This window comes from Nonomuraea sp. NPDC050022, from assembly GCF_044460705.1.
In the GTDB taxonomy this organism is placed as follows: domain Bacteria; phylum Actinomycetota; class Actinomycetes; order Streptosporangiales; family Streptosporangiaceae; genus Nonomuraea.
The window spans coordinates 679,094-698,021 of the sequence record NZ_JBITKE010000003.1 but is presented as its reverse complement, the minus strand read 5'-3'; the positions used below and the strand labels follow the sequence as shown (position 1 = coordinate 698,021).

At 71.1% G+C, this 18,928-nt stretch carries 16 protein-coding genes; 15 read left to right on the top strand and 1 reads right to left on the bottom strand.

The window, feature by feature from the left end; translation table 11 throughout:
• Positions 1 to 42 precede the first annotated feature (42 nt).
• The 3 genes from ACIBO2_RS14645 (at position 43) to thiD (ending at position 4,035) form a co-directional block, all read left to right on the top strand.
• Positions 43 to 972 carry a thiamine-phosphate kinase gene (locus tag ACIBO2_RS14645; RefSeq protein WP_397297328.1) on the top strand — a complete coding sequence of 310 codons (930 nt, stop codon included), beginning with the start codon at positions 43 to 45 and terminating at the stop codon, positions 970 to 972.
• Positions 973 to 1,099: 127 nt separating this feature from the next.
• The gene (locus ACIBO2_RS14640) at positions 1,100 to 3,034 is read left to right on the top strand and encodes a hypothetical protein (protein WP_397297326.1); all 1,935 of its coding nucleotides are present in this window, start codon (positions 1,100 to 1,102) and stop codon (positions 3,032 to 3,034) included.
• Between the two features lie 206 nt (positions 3,035 to 3,240).
• The gene (gene thiD / locus ACIBO2_RS14635) at positions 3,241 to 4,035 is read left to right on the top strand and encodes a bifunctional hydroxymethylpyrimidine kinase/phosphomethylpyrimidine kinase (RefSeq protein WP_358178398.1); all 795 of its coding nucleotides are present in this window, start codon (positions 3,241 to 3,243) and stop codon (positions 4,033 to 4,035) included.
• A 446-nt stretch (positions 4,036 to 4,481) separates the two neighbouring features.
• On the opposite strand, the gene rpmB is transcribed toward thiD, so the two are convergent.
• Positions 4,482 to 4,667, bottom strand: coding sequence for a 50S ribosomal protein L28 (rpmB, locus tag ACIBO2_RS14630; protein WP_049556934.1), 186 nt, complete (start codon positions 4,665 to 4,667; stop codon positions 4,482 to 4,484).
• 177 nt (positions 4,668 to 4,844) lie between these two features.
• Between rpmB and ACIBO2_RS14625 the strand changes: the two genes are divergently transcribed.
• From ACIBO2_RS14625 to ftsY, 12 genes are all read left to right on the top strand, one after another.
• On the top strand, positions 4,845 to 6,515 hold the full coding sequence (locus tag ACIBO2_RS14625; RefSeq protein ID WP_397297323.1) for a DAK2 domain-containing protein: 1,671 nt from the start codon (positions 4,845 to 4,847) through the stop codon (positions 6,513 to 6,515).
• Positions 6,516 to 6,549: 34 nt separating this feature from the next.
• The gene (gene recG, locus ACIBO2_RS14620; RefSeq protein WP_397297321.1) at positions 6,550 to 8,730 is read left to right on the top strand and encodes an ATP-dependent DNA helicase RecG; all 2,181 of its coding nucleotides are present in this window, start codon (positions 6,550 to 6,552) and stop codon (positions 8,728 to 8,730) included.
• A 468-nt stretch (positions 8,731 to 9,198) separates the two neighbouring features.
• Positions 9,199 to 9,765, top strand: coding sequence for a 16S rRNA (guanine(966)-N(2))-methyltransferase RsmD (gene rsmD / locus ACIBO2_RS14615; RefSeq protein ID WP_358539602.1), 567 nt, complete (start codon positions 9,199 to 9,201; stop codon positions 9,763 to 9,765).
• Between the two features lie 15 nt (positions 9,766 to 9,780).
• Entirely contained in the window at positions 9,781 to 10,257 is a 477-nt protein-coding gene (gene coaD, locus ACIBO2_RS14610; RefSeq protein WP_219530151.1) for a pantetheine-phosphate adenylyltransferase, read from the top strand.
• A gap of 174 nt (positions 10,258 to 10,431) precedes the next feature.
• Entirely contained in the window at positions 10,432 to 10,878 is a 447-nt protein-coding gene (locus ACIBO2_RS14605; protein WP_358539605.1) for a YceD family protein, read from the top strand.
• A gap of 1 nt (position 10,879) precedes the next feature.
• Entirely contained in the window at positions 10,880 to 11,059 is a 180-nt protein-coding gene (gene rpmF, locus ACIBO2_RS14600; RefSeq protein WP_033409409.1) for a 50S ribosomal protein L32, read from the top strand.
• Between the two features lie 239 nt (positions 11,060 to 11,298).
• On the top strand, positions 11,299 to 12,018 hold the full coding sequence (gene rnc, locus ACIBO2_RS14595) for a ribonuclease III (RefSeq protein ID WP_357950763.1): 720 nt from the start codon (positions 11,299 to 11,301) through the stop codon (positions 12,016 to 12,018).
• On the top strand, positions 12,019 to 12,864 hold the full coding sequence (gene mutM, locus ACIBO2_RS14590) for a bifunctional DNA-formamidopyrimidine glycosylase/DNA-(apurinic or apyrimidinic site) lyase (RefSeq protein WP_397297318.1): 846 nt from the start codon (positions 12,019 to 12,021) through the stop codon (positions 12,862 to 12,864).
• A gap of 63 nt (positions 12,865 to 12,927) precedes the next feature.
• The gene (locus ACIBO2_RS14585; RefSeq protein ID WP_358539607.1) at positions 12,928 to 13,197 is read left to right on the top strand and encodes an acylphosphatase; all 270 of its coding nucleotides are present in this window, start codon (positions 12,928 to 12,930) and stop codon (positions 13,195 to 13,197) included.
• A 191-nt stretch (positions 13,198 to 13,388) separates the two neighbouring features.
• Positions 13,389 to 13,583 (top strand): hypothetical protein, encoded by a 195-nt coding sequence (locus ACIBO2_RS14580; protein ID WP_090938435.1) that lies wholly within the window; start codon positions 13,389 to 13,391, stop codon positions 13,581 to 13,583.
• Positions 13,584 to 13,783: 200 nt separating this feature from the next.
• Positions 13,784 to 17,494, top strand: a complete 3,711-nt coding sequence (smc, locus tag ACIBO2_RS14575; RefSeq protein WP_397297660.1) for a chromosome segregation protein SMC — start codon at positions 13,784 to 13,786, stop codon at positions 17,492 to 17,494.
• A 214-nt stretch (positions 17,495 to 17,708) separates the two neighbouring features.
• Positions 17,709 to 18,896: a signal recognition particle-docking protein FtsY gene (ftsY, locus tag ACIBO2_RS14570; RefSeq protein ID WP_358539609.1), complete on the top strand. Its 1,188-nt coding sequence runs from the start codon at positions 17,709 to 17,711 to the stop codon at positions 18,894 to 18,896.
• Positions 18,897 to 18,928 lie beyond the last annotated feature (32 nt).

The window sequence follows — 18,928 nt, the reverse complement described above, 5'->3', positions numbered from 1 at the left end:
AGGTGCGTCATCACAGTCGGAGATCTCGGCGAATTCGGAGCGGTGTCTCGTATTTCCGGGCGTTTGCCGCAAGGTGCGACGGTTCTCCTCGGGCCGGGCGACGACGCCGCAATGGTAAGGGCGCCCGACGGGCGCGTCGTGGTGTCTACGGACCTGCTACTCGAGGGTAGGCACTTTCGCCGCGATTGGTCCAGCGGCTATGACGTGGGGCGCAAAGCCGCGGCTCAGAATCTTGCCGACGTGGCCGCGATGGGGGCCGTGCCGACCTCCATCGTGGTCGGCCTGGGGATGCCCGCGGACCTGCCGGTGGAGTGGCTCGACGCGCTCGCCGACGGGTTCCGCGACGAGTGCGCGATCGTGGGGGCGAGCGTCGTGGGCGGCGACATCGCGCGCGGCGACCTGGTCGTCATCGGGGTGACGGCGCTGGGCGATCTGGGCGGCCGAGCGCCGGTGACCCGGTCGGGCGCGCGCCCCGGGCAGGTGGTGGCGGTGGCCGGCCGCCTTGGGTACGCCGCCGCAGGGTTGGCACTGCTGGAATCCGGCTGGCCGCCGAGCGCTCCGGAGTCGGGCCGGGAGGCGCTCTGGGAGGCGGTGGCCGCGCATCGGCGGCCGTGTCCGCCGTACTCCTCGGGGCCCGAGGCAGCGGAGCTGGGGGCGAGCGCGATGCTCGACGTGAGCGACGGGCTGCTTCAGGACCTAGGGCACATCGCGGCGGCCAGTGGCGTACGCGTCGAGCTGGACCCGGCCGCGTTCGTCGTGGGGGAGCCGGTGGCGGCGGTGGCCGAGCGGCTTGGGGCCGATCCGCTGGACTGGGTGCTGTCGGGCGGCGAGGATCACGCGCTCGCGGCGGTGTTCCCCGCCGGAGTGGCGCTGCCGCCTCCGTGGCGGATCGTGGGGGACGTAGTGGCAGGTCAGGGAGTTCACGTCCGAGGGCGTGAAATTGGTCACGCCGGATGGGATCACTTTGCGTGACAAGCCGCCGCGATTTGTGTAAGGTTTGGCGGATTTGGGGTGTGACTACCGGGATTACTGGGACAAAGCCGTAGTAAAGGTGTTATGAAGATTGGCGGCCACTGTAACCTGCAGAAAGGGCAGCCATATGGGCCGCCACGGCACGGGTGGATCCGACGACGAGGATGAATGGGGGAACGAGGACTCCGACGATTCGCAGGAGGACCCCAGGTTCACCACCGACCCCGCCGCGAGGTGGGCCGCCGTCCCGGATCCGACCGCCAAGAGCGCCTTCTGGGGCCCGGACGAGCCAGGAGCCGAGCCACCCGGCTGGCCCTCGCCGCCCGACCAGGTGGAGGTGACGGGCCAGTGGGCGCCGATGCCGAAACGGGAAGGCGGACCGGCCCCGACCGGCCCTGCTCCCGGCGTACGGCCTGACCCGTTCGAGACGACGGGCGCGTTCGCGGCGCCGCCGCGGTCGAAGGCCGCCGGCCGGCCCCCGGAGTCGTCCTCCGAGCCCCCGAGCATGTTCAGCCGCCCAGAAGGACCCACGGGCGGTTTCACCCGCCCGGAAGGGCCCGCAGGCGGCTTCAATGGCCCCGAAGGGCCCCCGCGCGGCTTCACCCATCCGGAAGGGCCCCCAGGCGGCTTCACTCGCCCCGAAGGGCCCTCGGGCGGCTTCCCTCACCCGGAAGGACCCGCCGACGGCTTGACCCGGCCCGAAGGGGCTTCGGTCATCGCCTTCATGCGTCCCGAAGGATCAGGCACGCGGCCCCAGGGGCGCCCTGAGGGCTCTGGGGCGTTCCCAGAAGGGCCTTCCGAGACCACGGGGGCGTTCATCATGCCCCCCGAAGGTGGGTTCAACCAGTCGCAGCAGCCGCCGGCGGGCGGTGCCGGACAGTCCGACCGCCCTGAGGGGCCGTTCGAGACGACGGGCGCCTTCACCCGCCCGGAATGGGACACCCCCGGCCGGCCATCGGGACCCGACGGCGAGCCCGGCTCGAACGAGACACGTGACTTCAACGAGCCCTTCGGCGCCACCCAGGTCTTCGGTTCCACCGAGGTGTTCGGGCCGCCGTCGAACGAGCCGCCCCAGCCGGGCGACGTCAAGGTGTACGGCGCGCCGACCATGGTCGACGCGCCCACGCCCGCCTGGGCGGACAGCGCCGACAACGGCTTCCTCGGCTCGGGCTGGTCGTCGGACGAGCCGATCGACGAGCCGGAGCCGCGCCGCCGCCGTGGCCGCAAGAAGCCACCCACCGACCCCGACGTGCTCGCCGCGCCTCCCGGTGGCGGGCGGGGCAAGGTGGCGCTGCTCTCCGTCGCCGCCGTGGCGGTCGTACTCGGCGGCACCGTCGCCGGCGTCAAGATGATGAGCTCCTCGAACGACCCGGCCAAGTGCGCCGGCGCCACCTGCGCCGCCGTACAGGTGACCAACCAGCCGGGTGCGAAGCCCAGCGAGTCCCCGGCGGATGAGGAGCCCACCGAGGAGCCCTCCGAGGAGCCGACCAAGGAGGAGACCAAGGCCGCCGACACCCCGAAGCCGTCGGCCACGGCCGACGTGCACACGCCGCGCCGTAGCGCCTCCCCGACACCGACGCCGACCAAGACGAAGACGAAGACACCGGTCAAACCCACGAAGGAGCCGGTCGACCCGACCCCGACGGAGAGCCTCACGGAGGAGCCGACCGAAGAGGCCACGACGGTCAACAACCCCGACATCCCGCCCGGCACTGTCACGACGGCCCCCGTACCCACCGACCCGCCCCAGGCCGCGGGCGGTCAGTCGGTGAGCCTGAACTTCGACGTGACCAACCAAGGGCTGGTCGGCTACACCGCGCACCTGGACGTCGTCAACTCCTCCCTGGCGGCGCTGCCGTCGCTCACGGTCTCCCTGCCGATCCGCGGCCGGGTGCTGGACGTGAAGGGCGCCGGGTGGACGCAGGACGGGGATCAGCTGATCATCGACCTGACCGAGTCGCTCGCCGAGGGCGGCACCGCCCAGCTGACGATCTCGGCCACGGGCCGGGGCGCCGCGCCGGCGAACTGCGGCCTGGTGGGCGGGGACTGCGCCGTCAGCTAACCAGCCATGCCAATGGGGGAGGGACCGTCAGTTAATCGGCCCTCCCACCGGGGACGGCCGTCAGCTAACCGGCCCTCCGACTGTGAACGGGCCGTTGGCTAATCGCCCATCCCGGCGGGGGAGGGGCCGTTGGCTAATCGGCCCTACGACCGAGGACGGGCCGTTGGCTAGCCGGCCATCCCGGCGGGGGATGGTTGGATGGGGATATGACGGTTACGACCCCTCCATGCGTGCTGACCGTCGCCGGGTCCGATTCCGGCGGCGGGGCGGGTATTCAGGCCGACCTCAAGACCATGCTCGCCTTGGGCGTCCACGGCATGAGCGTCATCGCCGCGGTCACCGCGCAGAACTCGCTCGGCGTCCAGGGCTACTGGGAGCTGCCGCCCGAGGCCGTACGGGCGCAGCTCGACTCGGTGCTCGGCGACATCGGGGCGCGGTCGGTCAAGACCGGCATGCTGGCCTCACCCGGACTGGTCGAGGTCGTGGCGGCGGCGCTCGGCGCGTACTCGGCGCCGGTGGTGGTCGATCCGGTCGGCGTGTCGAAGCACGGCGACCCGCTGCTGGCGCCCGAGGCCGTGGAGACGGTCAAGACGCGGCTGCTGCCGGTCGCCACCGTCGTCACGCCCAACCTGTGGGAGGTCGAGCAGCTCACCTCGGTCAAGGTCGAGGACGAGGACGGCCTGCGCCGCGCGGCCGACGCCATCCTGGAGCTGGGTCCCGCCTGGGCCCTGATCAAGGGCGGCCACCTGCCCGGCGAGCCCGTGGACCTGCTCACGGACGGGACGAGCGAATATCGCTTCTCCGCGCCGCGCCTGGACAACCGGCACACGCACGGCACAGGCTGCACGCTCGCCTCGGCCATCGCCTCCCACCTCGCGCTGGGGGACGACGTGCCGACGGCGGTGGGCAAGGCGAAGGAGTACGTGACGGGCGCCATCGCCAAGGGCTTCCCGCTCGGGGACGGCATCGGCCCGGTCGACCACGCCTGGCGCTGGCGCTGACCCGAGCCACCCCGGGGGCGCTGAGTCACCCCCCGCTGTCGGGGCATTCCGGACGCTGAGGCCACCCCGGACGCCGGGGCCACACCCCTGACGCCTGGCTACCCTTGCCGTCGGGAGACCGCTGGACGCCCGGCCGTCCTCGCTGGCGGGAGACCCCCGGACGCCCGGCTGTCCTCGCTGGCGGGAGACCCCCGGACGCTCAGCCGCCCCCAGACGCCGAGCCGTCCCCCGGCTGTGGCTGGGGTCTTTGGGTGGGATGCCCCCTGCGGGGGTGCGGAAGTAGACGGTCCGTTGTGGTCGGGGTCCCTGCGGTGGAGCCGGGAGAACCCCTGGACGTCGAGTCACCCTCTGATATCGGGGGACCCCCGACGTCGAGTCACCCCGGACACGGCGAAAGCCCGCCGCTCGGTGTCGAGCAGGCGGGCTTTGGCGAAAGTCGGAACCGGCTAGCGGGTGACCTTGCCGGCCTTGATGCACGAGGTGCACACGTTGAGCTTCTTCGGCGTGCCGCCGATGACCGCGCGGACCGTCTGGATGTTGGGGTTCCAGCGACGGCGGGTGCGGCGGTGCGAGTGGGACACGTTGTTGCCGAAGGTCGGCCCCTTGCGGCAGACATCGCAGACGGAAGCCACGGTATCGCTCCTTAAAACAGTCGATGTAGCCCTGTCCGCGTGATGCTTTCCGGGCGAAGGGCATGCCGGGACAACCGGCCAGCCACACGAGGATATCCGATCCGCGCCACTGGGCGCGAACCACGAGCACTAGACGGGCTCAAATGCGGAGATATCCTCCTGCATTAACGGTAGCGCATGCGGGGAGGTCGAAACGCGCAGATGGAGGTTCTCGACCCGCCCGCGGTACGCCGCTGGGCCCGCCTGGCCGCCGACGCTCTGGGCGGCGCCAGGGCGGAGATCGACGCGCTCAACGTGTTCCCGGTCGCGGACGGCGACACCGGCACCAACCTGCACCTGACCGTGCTCTCCGCGGCCGAGGCCGTCGAGGCGCTGCCCGACGACGTGGACGCCGCGGTGATGTGGCAGACGCTCTCTTACGGCGCGCTGATCGGCGCCAGGGGCAACTCGGGGGTCATCGTCAGCCAGGCGCTGCGCGGGCTCGCGGAGGTGCTGAAGGACGGCGCCGACTTACGCGCCGGGCTGCTGCGGGCCGCCACCTTGGCCAGGGAGGCCGTGGCCAGGCCGGTCGAGGGCACTGTGCTGAGCGTGCTGGAGGCGGCGGCAAAGGCCGTACAGGAGATGCCCGTCCAGGAGGTGCGCGTCCACGAGGTGCCCGGCCGGGAGGCGCGCGCTCACGAGGTGCCCGGCCAGGAAGCGGCCGTTCGGGAAGTGGTGGGTGATCTCGCGGCGGTCGCGCGGCGGGCGGCCGGGGCGGCGCGGGCGGCGTTGCGGCGTACGCCCGAGCAGCTGGACGTGCTGGCGCGCAGCGGGGTCGTGGACGCCGGCGGCGCCGGGCTGGCGATCATCCTGGAGTCGCTCGAACGGGTGATCACCGGCTCCCACAGCGACCGCTACGACGTGCCCGCGCCGACCTCGCGGATCTCGCCGATGACCGAGGTGGGGGCCGGCTATGAGGTGATGTACCTGCTCGACGCCGACGACGCCGCGGTGGCCAAGCTGCGCGAGGAGCTCGACGCGATGGGCGACTCGCTCGTCGTGGTCGGTGGCGAGGGCCTGTGGAACGTCCACGTCCATGTCGGCGAGGCGGGTCCCGCGGTCGAGGCGGCGCTGCGCGCGGGGCGGCCGTACCGGATCAGGATCACCTACCTGGCCGAGCGTACGCACCGATCCGGAACGGCTGGGGGCGCGGGCCGGGGGGTGGTGGCGGTCGCGGCGGGCGACGGGATCGCGGCGCTGTTCGAGGAGTGCGGCGCGGTGGTGGTACGCCGCGCCCCCGGTACGCGGCCCACGCTGCCCGCGATGCTGGCCGCCATCCGGGAGGCGGGCGGCGAGGTGGCGGTACTGCCGAACGACGAGGGCGCCGGGGCGGTGGCGACCGCGGCGGCCGAGATCGCCCGTGAGGACGGCGTCGTGGTCAGTGTGGTGCCCACCAGGGCCACCGTGCAGGGTCTGGCGGCGCTGGCCGTGCACGATCCGCTGCGCCGCTTCGACGACGACGTGGTGGCCATGACCGACGCGGCCGGGCACACGCGCCACGGGCACCTGGTGGTGGCCGACCGCGAGGCGGTGACGAGCGCGGGCGTGTGCCGTCCCGGCGACGTTCTCGGGCTGATCGACGGCGACGTGTCGGTGATCGGCGGCACGCTGGAGGAGGTGGCCACGCTCGTCGTGGACCGGATGGTGGGGGGCGGCGGCGAACTGGTCACCCTGGTCGCGGGGGCCGACGCGCCGGTACGCCTGGCCGCCCACGTCGAAGCCCACCTCAGGGTCATCAGGCCCGACGTGGACCTGGTCGTCTACGACGGTGAGCAGGGCGGTTATCCACTGCTCATCGGTGTCGAATGATTCCTGTCGGCCGCAGGCGGTAGAACATAGTCCCGTGAGCCGTTTCGACGAGCCCCTGACGAAAGCGCTCGACCCCAAGACCGCCAAGCTGCTGCACAGCGTGCTCGGCCTGGAGACGGTCGGCGACCTGCTGCGCCACTACCCGCGCCGCTACGCCGAGCGCGGAGAGCTGACCTCGCTCGACGCGCTGGAGGTCGACGAGCACGTCACCGTGGTGGGCGAGGTCACGAGGCTGATGCGCAAGCCCATGCGCAACCGCGGCGGCACCTGGCTGGAGGTCGAGGTCGTCGACGGCGGGCGCAACAAGATCTACCTGTCGTTCTTCGGCAAGGGCTCCCATGTGGCCGAGTCGCGGCTCAAGCCGGGGCGGCGGGGGATGTTCGCCGGGAAGGTGGGCATGTTCGGGTCCAGGGCCACGCCGCGGTGGCAGCTGTCGCACCCGGAGTTCGAGCTGTTCGAGGAGGGTGAGGCGAGCGCCGAGGACTTCGCGGCGGCGCCCGTCCCGATCTATCCGGCGGGCAAGGACCTGACGCCGTGGGCGATCAGGCGGGCGATCGGCGTGGTGCTCGACACGCTGGGGCCCCTCGATGATCCGCTGCCCGCCGAGCTGCGGGACCGGCGTGGGCTGGAAGGGCTGGCCGAGGCGCTGGAGTCCATCCACCGGCCGAAGGACTTCGCCGACATGCGGCGGGCGCGTGAGCGGCTGAAGTTCGACGAGGCGTTCGTCCTGCAGGCCGTGCTGCTGCAGCGCAGGCAGGCGGCGACCGCGTGGCCCGCCAGGTCCCGGCCCCGGCGTGCCGACGGCCTGCTGGCCGACTTCGACGGGCGGCTGCCGTTCTCGCTCACCGAGGGGCAGGCGCTCGTCGGCGAGGAGATCGCGGCCGACCTGGCGCTGGAGCACCCCATGCACCGGCTGCTGCAGGGCGAGGTGGGCGCGGGCAAGACCGTGGTGGCGCTGCGCGCGATGCTGCAGGTGGTCGACGCGGGCGGTCAGGCGGTGCTGCTGGCGCCCACCGAGGTGCTGGCCCAGCAGCATCACCGCTCGATCAGCGGCATGCTGGGCGACCTCGCGCAGGGCGGCATGTTCGGCGGCACGGCCGTCACGCTGCTCACCGGCTCCATGGGCGCCGCCGCGCGCAGGTCCGCGCTGCTCGACGCCGCCTCCGGCACCGCGGGCATCGTCGTGGGCACGCACGCCCTGCTCCAGGAGCACGTCCAGTTCGCGGATCTGGGGCTGGTCGTGGTCGACGAGCAGCACCGGTTCGGCGTGGAGCAGCGTGACGCGCTGCGCGAGAAGGCCGGCGGCGGCGGCCGTCCGCACGTGCTGGTCATGACCGCCACCCCGATCCCGCGTACGGTCGCCATGACGGTCTTCGGTGACCTGGAGGTCTCGACGCTGTCGCAGCTACCGTCGGGCCGCGCGCCGATCACCACCCACGTCGTGCCCGCCGCTGAGAAGCCGCACTTCCTGGAGCGCACCTGGGAGCGAGTCCGCGAGGAGGTCGCCCTCGGCAGGCAGGCCTACATCGTCTGCCCGCGCATCGGCGACCTGGAGGGCGACGAGGGGGATCTGCAGGCGCCGCCGTCCGACGAGGAGCGGCGTCCGCCGCTGGCCGTCCTCGACGTGGCCGAGCTGCTCTCCGGCGGCCCCTTCCGCGACCTCCGGCTGGGCGTCCTGCACGGCAAGCTCCCGCCGGAGGAGAAGGACGCGATCATGCGCGCGTTCACCCGTGGCGAGCTCGACGTCCTCGTCGCCACCACGGTCATCGAGGTCGGCGTGGACGTGCCCAACTCATCAGTCATGATCATCATGGACGCCGACCGTTTCGGCGTCTCCCAGCTCCACCAGCTCCGCGGCCGGGTCGGCCGGGGCGGCCTGCCCGGCCTCTGCCTCCTGATCTCGGACTTCCCCGAGGGCACCCCCGCCCGAGCCCGCCTGTCGGCCGTGGCGGCGACCCTCGACGGCTTCGAGCTGTCCCGCGTGGACCTCGAACAACGCCGCGAAGGCGACGTCCTGGGCGCGGCCCAGTCGGGCAAACGCTCGTCCTTGAAGCTGCTCCAGCTCCTCCGCGACGAGGACGTCATAGAGGCGGCCAGAGACGAAGCCGCGGCCCTGCTGACCGCCGACCCGGAGCTGAAGTCCAACGAGGCCCTGCGCGCGGAGATAGACCGCCTGCTGGCGGACGAACGGGCCGAGTACTTGGAGAAGACCTGATCCCGGTACTTGGAGAAGAGCTGATCCCTGGGCATCCCTGTGGGTCCCATGCAGCCCCCGGGCATGAGATGCCACGGAATCGAGTAAGGATCGCACGTAACGGCGCCCGGCCATGTGCGGGTTCAGCGGCCGTTTTCCTGGAGGCCCTCAGCCATGTGCGGCGGGTGGCGGCCAGCCCGGCCGTGCCGTAAAAAAAGAAAAAGCCCTTGATCTTGATACAGTTCCCAGCCGCGGGGACGGCCTCCCCCCGAATGCCGTCCCCGGCTGGGCCCACCCTCGGGTCAGGTGCCGAGGGAACCGGCGTGCGGAAGGGCTCACGATCACGCCGGTCGGCCTCCAACTGGGTCACCTTGAAGGCCGCAGGACCCATCATGCGAGACCCTCCCCGCGATGGGAATCACCCTTGCGTACTCGAGGCCGACACTTGTCCACTCTTGACCTGCGCCGACATGCGGAACAATGGCCCTCATGACTCGGATCATCGCGGGGAGCGCGGGTGGCAGGCGGCTGGCCGTGCCGCCGGGGCGCGGGACGAGACCGACCAGTGACAGGGCGCGAGAAGGGATCTTCTTGACCCTCGACTCGCTGCACGGGCTGGCGGGCGCCCGGGTGATCGATCTGTACGCGGGTTCGGGGGCCGTCGGGCTGGAGGCGCTGTCCCGGGGGGCGGCCCACGCGGTGCTCGTCGAGTCCGACCCGAGGGCCGTCCGCACGATCAAGGCGAACGTCGAGGCGCTGGCGCTCGACGGGGCGCGGGTGGTGGCCGACAAGGTCGAGCGGTTCCTGGCCAAGCCTGAGGAGGAGGGTTACGACATAGTTTTCGCGGATCCGCCCTATGCCGTCACCGACGACGAGGTCACACGCGTGCTGGAGTCGCTGCGTGACAACGGCTGGCTGACGGATGGGGCTTTGGTGGCGTTCGAGCGGGAAAGCAGGGGAAAAGCCCTGGTGTGGCCCGAAGGCTACGCAGAGGAGAGGGTCCGTCGCTACGGCGAAGCATCCGTTTGGTACGGTCGCGCCGCCGGGAACCCGTAGACCTGGGGAGGCGTTTTGCGCCGCGTTGTCTGCCCGGGGTCATTCGACCCCATCACCAACGGCCACCTCGACATCATCGGCCGGGCTGCCCGGCTGTACGACGAGGTGACCGTGGCAGTGCTCATCAACCTCGAGAAGAGCGGCCTGTTCACGGTCGACGAGCGGATCGAGGTCCTGCACACCGTGACCAAGGAGTACGCGAACGTCAAGGTGCAGAAATTCCATGGCCTGCTCGTAGACTTCTGCAAGCAGAACGACATCCCCGCGATCGTCAAGGGGATCAGGGTGGTCAGCGACTTCGACTACGAGCTGCAGATGGCACAGCTCAACTACCGGTTGTCGGGGGTCGAGACGCTGTTCATGCCGACCAACCCCGAATACTCCTTCCTGTCCTCCAGCAGGGTCAAGGAGATCGCCCGATACGGTGGTGACGTGTCCGGACTGGTGCCTGACCTGGTGCACGAGCTCCTCATCGAGCGGCTCAGGAGCTGACACCGACCTGCTATCCTTTGATTTCGGCCTTGTACGACGGCGACATTTCGCCATGCCTAGCGAGAGCAGATGACTCAGCACCTCGACCCCCGCTCCCCTTGGGTGATCTCCACTCACGACCTGGGTAGGCGACCGGGCTCGATGAAGCGGATGACCCTGTCCCTCCCGGCACCGGTGGATCTCGGCGTCGACATGATCGGTGTCCCCAAGGACGCCGAAGTCGAGCTGGATCTCCGGCTCGAAGCAGTGATGGAAGGCGTGCTCGTCTCGGGCACGGCGCAGTCCCCGCTCGCCGGGGAGTGCGCGCGGTGCCTCGACCCGGTCACCTCGGAGATCGAGGTCGACCTGCAGGAGCTGTTCTTCTACTCCGACGAGGACGCCTCGGAGGAGGATTCACTGCTCGACGGCGAGCTGCTCGACCTCGAGCCGACGTTCCGCGACGCGGCGGTGCTCGCACTGCCGCTGAGCCCCGTCTGCGGTGAAGACTGCGCGGGTCTCTGCACGGAATGCGGGGTCAAGCTGGCCGAGGCCGGCGACGATCACCGGCACGAGAAGATCGACGCTCGCTGGGCGTCGTTGCAAGGTCTGGTTACCGAGAACGATAACGATCAGGAGAAGTGACGTGGCCGTCCCGAAGCGAAAGATGTCGCGGAGCAACACCCGCGCCCGTCGCTCCCAGTGGAAGACGACTGCTGTCGCCCTGGTGAGCTGCCCGCAGTGCCGTTCGCCGAAGCAGCCGCACATCGCGTGCCCCACCTGCGGCACCTACAACCGCCGCCAGGTGATCGAGCCGTCCGCCTGATCGCACCGCCTGGTGAGCGGACCATGACCGCTCGAAGGGTTGACGCACTGCCGACCGGGTGCCATTGTGCCCCGGTCGGCGTTACCGTCTGACGCGTGCGGTGGCGGTTCGCCCGCGGCCGTGGTGGACGCCGGGGTTTGGTCCCCCCGACGCCCACCACGTTTTCGGGCATCTTCCGCAGCCGTCGCGCCATGTGAAGATGTCCGAGGAGGAAGCACGTGGGCGCAGGTCCTAAGCCGGTGGCCGTCGAGGTCGCCCGAGAAGAGCTGGAGCGGGTGCTGCTGGTCGGCCTCGGCTCCGACATCCTGGAGCGGGCGCTGACCCACCGCTCCTACGCGTACGAGAACGGTGGCCTGCCCACCAACGAGCGCCTGGAGTTCCTCGGCGACTCGGTGCTCGGCCTCGTCGTGACCGACACCCTCTACCGCAACCATCCCGACCTGCCCGAAGGGCAGCTGGCCAAGCTGCGGGCCGCGGTGGTCAACATGCGTGCCCTGGCCGATGTGGCCCGCACGCTCGGCCTGGGCCGGTTCCTGCGGCTCGGCAGGGGCGAAGAGGGCACCGGCGGCCGCGACAAGTCCTCGATCCTGGCCGACACGCTGGAGGCGCTGATCGGCGCCGTCTACGTCGACAAGGGCCTCGACGAGGCGTTCCGGGTCGTGCACCTGCTGTTCGACCCGCTGATCGTCCGCTCGGCCTCGCTGGGCGCCGGGCTCGACTGGAAGACCTCGCTGCAGGAGCTCACCGCCTCAGAGGCGCTCGGCGTGCCCGAATACCACGTCGAGGAGAGCGGCCCCGACCACGCCAAGTCGTTCACCGCCGAAGTGCGGGTGGGCGGGGAGTCCTACGGCGCGGGCACCGGTCGCAGCAAGAAGGAAGCCGAGCAGCAGGCGGCCGAGGCGGCGTGGACCCGCATCAGGGCCCGCCGCGAGCAGCGCGAGAGCCAGCCGGCGGGCTAGGTGCCAGAGCTGCCGGAGGTCGAGGTCGTCCGCCGCGGCCTCGCCGAATGGGTCACCGGCCGGGAGATCGCCTCAGCCGAGGTGCTCCATCCCCGCGCCACCAGGCGGCACGTGCCGGGCGTCGAGGAGTTCTGCGCGCGCCTGAGAGGCCGTACGGTGCTCTCCGCGGAGCGCCGCGGCAAATACCTGTGGCTGCCGCTCTCGGGCGACGACGAGGCGCTCCTGGTGCACCTGGGCATGAGCGGCCAGCTGCTCATCGTGCCGCCCGACTCGCCGCTGGAGAAGCATCTACGCGTACGCCTCAGCTTCGCCGACGGCGGCTCCGACCTCCGCTTCGTGGACCAGCGAACCTTCGGCCACGTCATGCTCACGCCCCTGGTCGAGGGCATCCCCGCGCCGATCGCGCACATAGCCCCCGACCCGTTCGAGAAGGCGTTCGACGAGGCCGCCTTCGCCACGAACCTGCGCAAGAAGAAGACCGAGATCAAGCGGGCCCTGCTCGACCAGTCCTTGATCAGCGGAGTCGGCAACATCTACGCCGACGAGGCGCTCTGGCTGGCGAAACTCCACTGGGCCCGGCCCACCCAGACCCTCACCCGCCCCAAGATCGCCGAGCTCCTGGCCGCGGTCCGCCAGGTCATGGGCGCCGCCCTCCTGCAGGGCGGGACGTCCTTCGACAGCCTGTACGTCAACGTCAACGGGGAGAGCGGCTACTTCGAGCGCTCCCTGGAGGTCTACGGCCGGCGCGACCAGCCCTGCTCCCGGTGCGGCACCCCGATCAGGCGCGACCCGTTCATGAACCGCTCGTCCTACAGCTGCCCGACCTGCCAGCGCAAGCCTCGCTGAGCGAGTCCTCCGGACTGTGTGGTGGCCTGGGTTCGGCTTGCGTAAAGGAAAAAGGGGGATCCCATGGTGCGGTTGACGGTCTGGGTGCGGGGGCGAGTGCAGGGAGTGGGCTTCCGATGGTGGACGCGCGCTCGGGCTCTGGAGCTCGGACTCACGGGCTGGGCGAGGAATGCGACCGACGGCCGGGTGGAGATAGTGGCGGAAGGCACACAAGAGTCCTGCGTCAAGCTGCTGGAGCTGCTCAGAGGTTGCGACACGCCGGGCAGAGTCGATGGAGTGGTGGAACGATGGAGCGAAGCCCGAGGTAGTTTGGGTGGGTTTGTGGAGAGGTAAGGGGTTTCGTTAAACAGCCCAAATAGGGTATAGTTGTATGTCGGGAGTGCCTGAGGGTGGGTCTATGCGGGTCGTTCGACTTGACCGCCCACACTGCCGGTGCGACTCTTGTTAGGTACCACGCGCACCCCTCCCGCGGAATAAGAAGTGCGCGAACCAGTCTGGTCACTCAGCGTGGAGGACCCTTTACCATGGCGAAGGCTCTACTCGGCCACGTCGGCGGTCCTGACCCTCGAATGGTCTCGGAGATGCGCCGTCTGCAACAGCGGATCCGGGATTTGGAGGCAGAACTCATCCGACTCCAGGCCACGAATGACGCTCTTGCGGCGCAAACCCGCGACGAGGCGCTCAGCCGTATGCAAGAGCGCGAGCCGGCACTCACCTAAGAGTGTCCGGAGCGCACGACACCCCAGGGACGTCTCGAAGAGGCGTCCCTTGTTATTTGCTTATTCCCTAGAGTTTGGCGCCTCCTTTACCAGACCGGCGTGGCCTCGACTGCACCCGCCCTCATGGGGCAGTGAAGACCAGTAGGCTTTTCCGAAGTCATCTCGCGGAAGCTCGGTTTCTCGGAGAAGGGGGCGTGGTCTTGCACCTGAAGACCCTCACCCTGCGCGGCTTCAAGTCGTTCGCCTCCGCGACCGCCCTGCGCTTCGAGCCCGGCATCACCTGCGTGGTGGGCCCCAACGGCTCCGGCAAGTCCAACGTCGTCGACGCCCTGGCCTGGGTCATGGGCGAGCACAGCGCCAAGTCGCTGCGCGGCGGCAAGATGGAGGACGTCATCTTCGCCGGCACCTCCTCCAGGCCGCCGCTCGGCCGGGCCGAGGTGACGCTGACCATCGACAACTCCGACGGCGCGCTGTCGATCGACTACACCGAGGTCACGATCAGCCGCCTGATGTTCAGGTCGGGCCAGAGCGAATACGCGATCAACGGCGACACCTGCCGCCTGCTCGACATCCAGGAGCTGCTGTCCGACTCGGGCATCGGCCGTGAGATGCACGTCATCGTCGGCCAGGGCCAGCTGGACGCCGTGCTCCACGCGGGTCCCGAAGATCGGCGCGCGTTCATCGAAGAGGCCGCTGGCGTACTCAAGCACCGCAAGCGCAAGGAGAAGGCGCTCCGCAAGCTCGACGCCATGCAGGCCAACCTCACCCGCGTCCAGGACCTCGCCACCGAGCTGCGCCGCCAGCTCAAGCCGCTCGGCCGCCAGGCGGAGATCGCCCGCAAGGCCGCCGTCATCCAGGCGGACCTGCGCGACGCGCGGCTGCGCCTGCTGGCCGACGACGTGTGCGTGCTACGCGAGACGCTGGAGCGCGAGGCGGCCGACGAGGCGGCGATCCTGGCCCGGCGCACCAGGGTGGAGTCCGAGCTGGCCGAGGGTCAGCAGCGGGAGGCCGCCCTGGAGAGCGCCGAGGCCGAGGCCCAGCCCCGGCTGAGCGCCGCCCAGGAGACCTACTTCCGGCTCTCCTCCCTGCGCGAACGCATCACCGGCCTCGAACAACTGGCCGCCGAACGGCACCGGCACGCGCTCGACGCGGCCGCCATCGAGCGGCGCGGGCGCGACCCGGAGGAGCTCGAACGCGAGGCCGCCGAGGTACGCGAGCACGAGCTGATCCTCCGCGCGGAGCTGGAGCACGCCCAGGACCTGCTGGAAGAGGCGGTCCAGCGGCGCGCCGAGTCCGAGGCCGAGCTGAGCGCGGAGGAGCAGCGGCTCGCGATGGCCTCACGGGCCGCCGCCGACCGGCGCGAGGGCCTGGCCAAACTGCGCGGCCAGGTCGATTCCGTACGCAGCAGGGCCCGTGCCGCCGAAGACGAGATCGGCCGCCTCACCCGCGCCGTGACCGAGGCCGCCGGACGTGAGCGCCAAGCCCGTGAGGACCTGGAGGCGCGGCGGCTGGAGGAGCCCGCCGTCGACCCGGCGCTGGCCGCGGAGCTGGTCACCGCGCAGTCGCTGGTCGACGAGGCCAAGGCGGCGGCCGACGAGGCTCGCGCGGCGGTCGAGCAGGCCAAGTCCGCGCTCGACGCGCCGCGAGCGGCTCTCCAGTCCGCCCGATCGGGCATCGGCACGGCCCGCGCCACCGACCAGGAGGCCCAGCGGTCCGTGGCGGCTCTCCGGGCCCGCTGCGAGGCGCTGGAGCTCGGCCTGGCCAAGGGCGACGGCGGTGCGGCCCTCCTTGAGACCGACCTGGCCGGGGTGCTCGGCCCGCTGGCGGCGTCGATGCAGGTCACGCCGGGCGCCGAGCCGGCGGTCGCGGCCGTGCTCGGGCCGATCGCCGACGCGATCGCCGTCAAGACGGTGGAGACCGCGATCGGCGCCCTCGAACTGCTCCGCGTCAAGGAGGCGGGCCAGGCGACCCTCCTGGTGGCGGGCTCCGCCGATCAGGTCCACGTTGCGGGCTCCGGCGGACAGGTCGCCGACCAGGTACGCGCGGCCGCGCCTGATGGGAGTCGTTGGGTCGCCGCGCTGGTCACGGTGCCCGGACACCTCAGGCCCGCTCTCGACCATGTGCTGGCCGGCGTCGTCGTCGTGGACGACCTCGAGGCCGCCCGCGCGATCGTGGCCGCCCATCCCGAGCTGCGGGCCGTGACCAGAGGCGGCGACCTCGTCGGCGCCCATCTGGCCAGCGGCGGCTCCGAGGGCGGCACCTCGGTGCTGCAGGTGCGGGCGGCGCTCGACGACGCCGTCGCGGACCTGGAGGAGGCCGAGGGCAGGGCCGAGGAGACCGCCGCCGCCCTGGAGGAGGCCGCCGCCGCCGAGCAGGCCGCGCAGTTGGCCGTGGAGTCGGCCCAGAGCCAGGTCAACGAGGCGCAGACCGCCGCGGGCACCGCCCAGGCCGGGGTCAACGCCGCCCAGGGCGCGCTCGACCAGGTCAGAGCCAGGCAGCGGGAGGCCGACCAGCGCAACGCCGCGGCGGCCAAGCGGCTGGCCCAGCTCGAAGCCGCCGCCGACGCCGCGCGCGCCGAGGCCCAGCGCCTCGCCAAGAGCGTCACGACGGCTGAGGAGTCCCGCGCCGAGGGGCTGGAGGAGCTGGCCGAGCTGGAGATCCGGCTGGCCGAGGCCGAATACGCGCAGGAGCTGGAGACCGAGCCGACCACCGACGTCCGCGACGAGCTGGCCGCCACCTGCCAGGTCGCCAGGCAGCGCGAGATGGAGACCCGGCTGCAGGTCCGCACCGCGGAGGAGCGGGTCAAGGGCATCGAGGGCCGGGCCGACGGCCTGATCAGGGCGGCCCAGCGCGAACGCCACGAACGCGCCGAGGCCGCCGCCCAGCGGGCCAGGCGTAGGCGGCAGGCCGCGGTGGCCGAGGCCGTGAGCAACGGCGCCAAGCAGGTGCTCAAGGTCCTGGCGACGTCCATCCAGCTCGCCGCCCGCGAACGCGACGAGGCCGACCTGGCCCGGGTCGCGATCGACGCCGAGCTCAAGCAGGTCCGCCTGCACGTACGCGAGCTGGGCCAGGAGCTCGACAAGCTGGTCAACCGGGTCCACGGCAGCGCGGTCGCCCGCACCGAGCAGCGGCTCCGCCTCGAACAGCTCCAGCAGCGCGCCCTGGAGGAGTTCGGCGTCGAGCCCGAGTCGCTGATCTCCGAGTACGGCCCGGAGGCACCGGTCCCCGGCGACCCGCCCGTCCCCTACGTACGCGAGGAGCAGGAGAAGCGGGCCAAGATCGCCGAGAAGCAGATGAACCAGCTCGGCAAGGTCAACCCGCTGGCCCTGGAGGAGTTCGCGGCGCTGGAGGAGCGGCACGCCTTCCTCAACTCGCAGCTCGAAGACCTCAAGAAGACCCGGCGCGACCTGCTGCTGGTGGTCAAGGAGGTCGACGACCGGGTGGAGCAGATGTTCTCCTCCGCCTACGAGGACGTGGCGCGGGAGTTCGAGCAGATCTTCACCCGGGTGTTCCCCGGTGGCGACGGCCGCCTGGTGCTGACCGAGCCCGGTGACATGCTGACCACCGGCATCGAGGTCGAGGCCCGGCCGCCCGGCAAGAAGGTCAAGCGGCTGTCGCTGCTGTCGGGTGGGGAGCGGTCGCTGACCGCGGTGGCGTTCCTGATCTCCATCTTCAAGGCGCGGCCCTCCCCGTTCTACGTGATGGACGAGGTGGAGGCGGCCCTCGACGACACCAACACGCAGCGGCTGCTGCGGCTCTTCGAGGAGCTGCGGCAGAGCTCCCAGCTGATCGTCATCACCCACAACAAGCGGACGATGGAGATCGCCGACGCCCTCTACGGCGTGTCGATGCGCGGCGACGGCGTCACCCAGGTGGTCAGCCAGCGACTCCGGGAGCGCGAGTCCGCCTGACGTCGGCCCGGCCATGCGGTCCCGGTCGTTCCGTCCCGGCCATCTGGTCCAGGCCGGCTTGTCCCGGCCATCCGGCCCCGATGGTCTGACCCCGATGGTCCGGTCCCGGTCGTCCGGTCCTGACGGTCGGGCCTGATCGTCTGGGCCCCCGATCGGGCCGGTCCGCGCGGCGCGGGTCATCAGCATGCCGGTCCATCTGGAAAACTGACCTGTTGTGGATGGTTACCTCGGCGTCATCGTGATCGTGGTCGTCGTCGCCCTGCTGGCGGCCGGCGGCCTTTTCCTGCTCTTCAGGCCCGGTGGCAAGGGCGCGCCGCCGGTCGAACCGCCCGAGACGCCCCAGGCGCCCACGCTCCCCGAGCAGCGTCCGGCGCCCAGCGCGGAGGAGGGTGAGGGGGGAGGGGCGACCACCACGCTCCCGCCGCCCGCGCAACCCGCCGTCGTCACGCCCGAGATCGAGGTGCCGCCGCCGTCCGCCGGCCGGATGGTGCGGCTGCGCTCCCGGCTGGCCCGCTCGCAGAGCACGCTCGGGCGCGGCCTGCTGGAGCTGCTGTCCCGCGACCGCCTCGACGACGAGGTCTGGGACGAGATCGAGGAGAGCCTGATCACCGCCGACGTCGGCGTGGCGCCGACGCGCGCCATGGTCGAGGAGCTGCGCACGAAGGTCAAGGTGCTCGGCAGCCGCACTCCCGAGGAGGTGCGCAAGCTGCTCCGGGAGCAGCTGCTCGCCCAGATCAACCCCGATCTGGACCGTACGCTGCATGTCCAGAAGCACGGCGAGCGGCCCGCCGTCGTGCTCGTCGTCGGCGTCAACGGCACCGGCAAGACCACCACCACGGGCAAGCTGGCTCGCGCGCTGATCGGCGACGGCAAGAAGGTCGTGCTCGGCGCGGCGGACACGTTCCGGGCCGCCGCCACCGACCAGCTCCAGACCTGGGGCGATCGGGTCGGCGCCGACGTCGTACGCGGGCCGGAGGGCGGCGATCCCGCCTCTGTCGCCTTCGACGCCACGGCCAAGGGCATCGAGGAGAAGGCCGACGTCGTCATCATCGACACCGCCGGCCGCCTGCACACCAAGACCGGCCTCATGGACGAGCTGGGCAAGGTCAAGCGGGTCATCGAGAAGAAGGCCACGGTCGACGAGGTGCTCCTCGTCCTCGACGCCACCACCGGCCAGAACGGGATGCGGCAGGCTCAGGTGTTCGCCGAGGTCGTCAACATCACCGGCATCGCGCTGACCAAGCTCGACGGCACGGCCAAGGGCGGCATCGTCATCTCGGTCCAGCGGGAGCTGGGGGTTCCGGTCAAGCTGGCGGGGCTTGGCGAGGGTCCCGACGACTTGGCGCCCTTTGATCCTGAGGTGTTCGTGGACGCCATTCTCGGCGACGACAATTCCAAGTAAATCGGGACATGATGATGTGCGGCGGGCGTGCC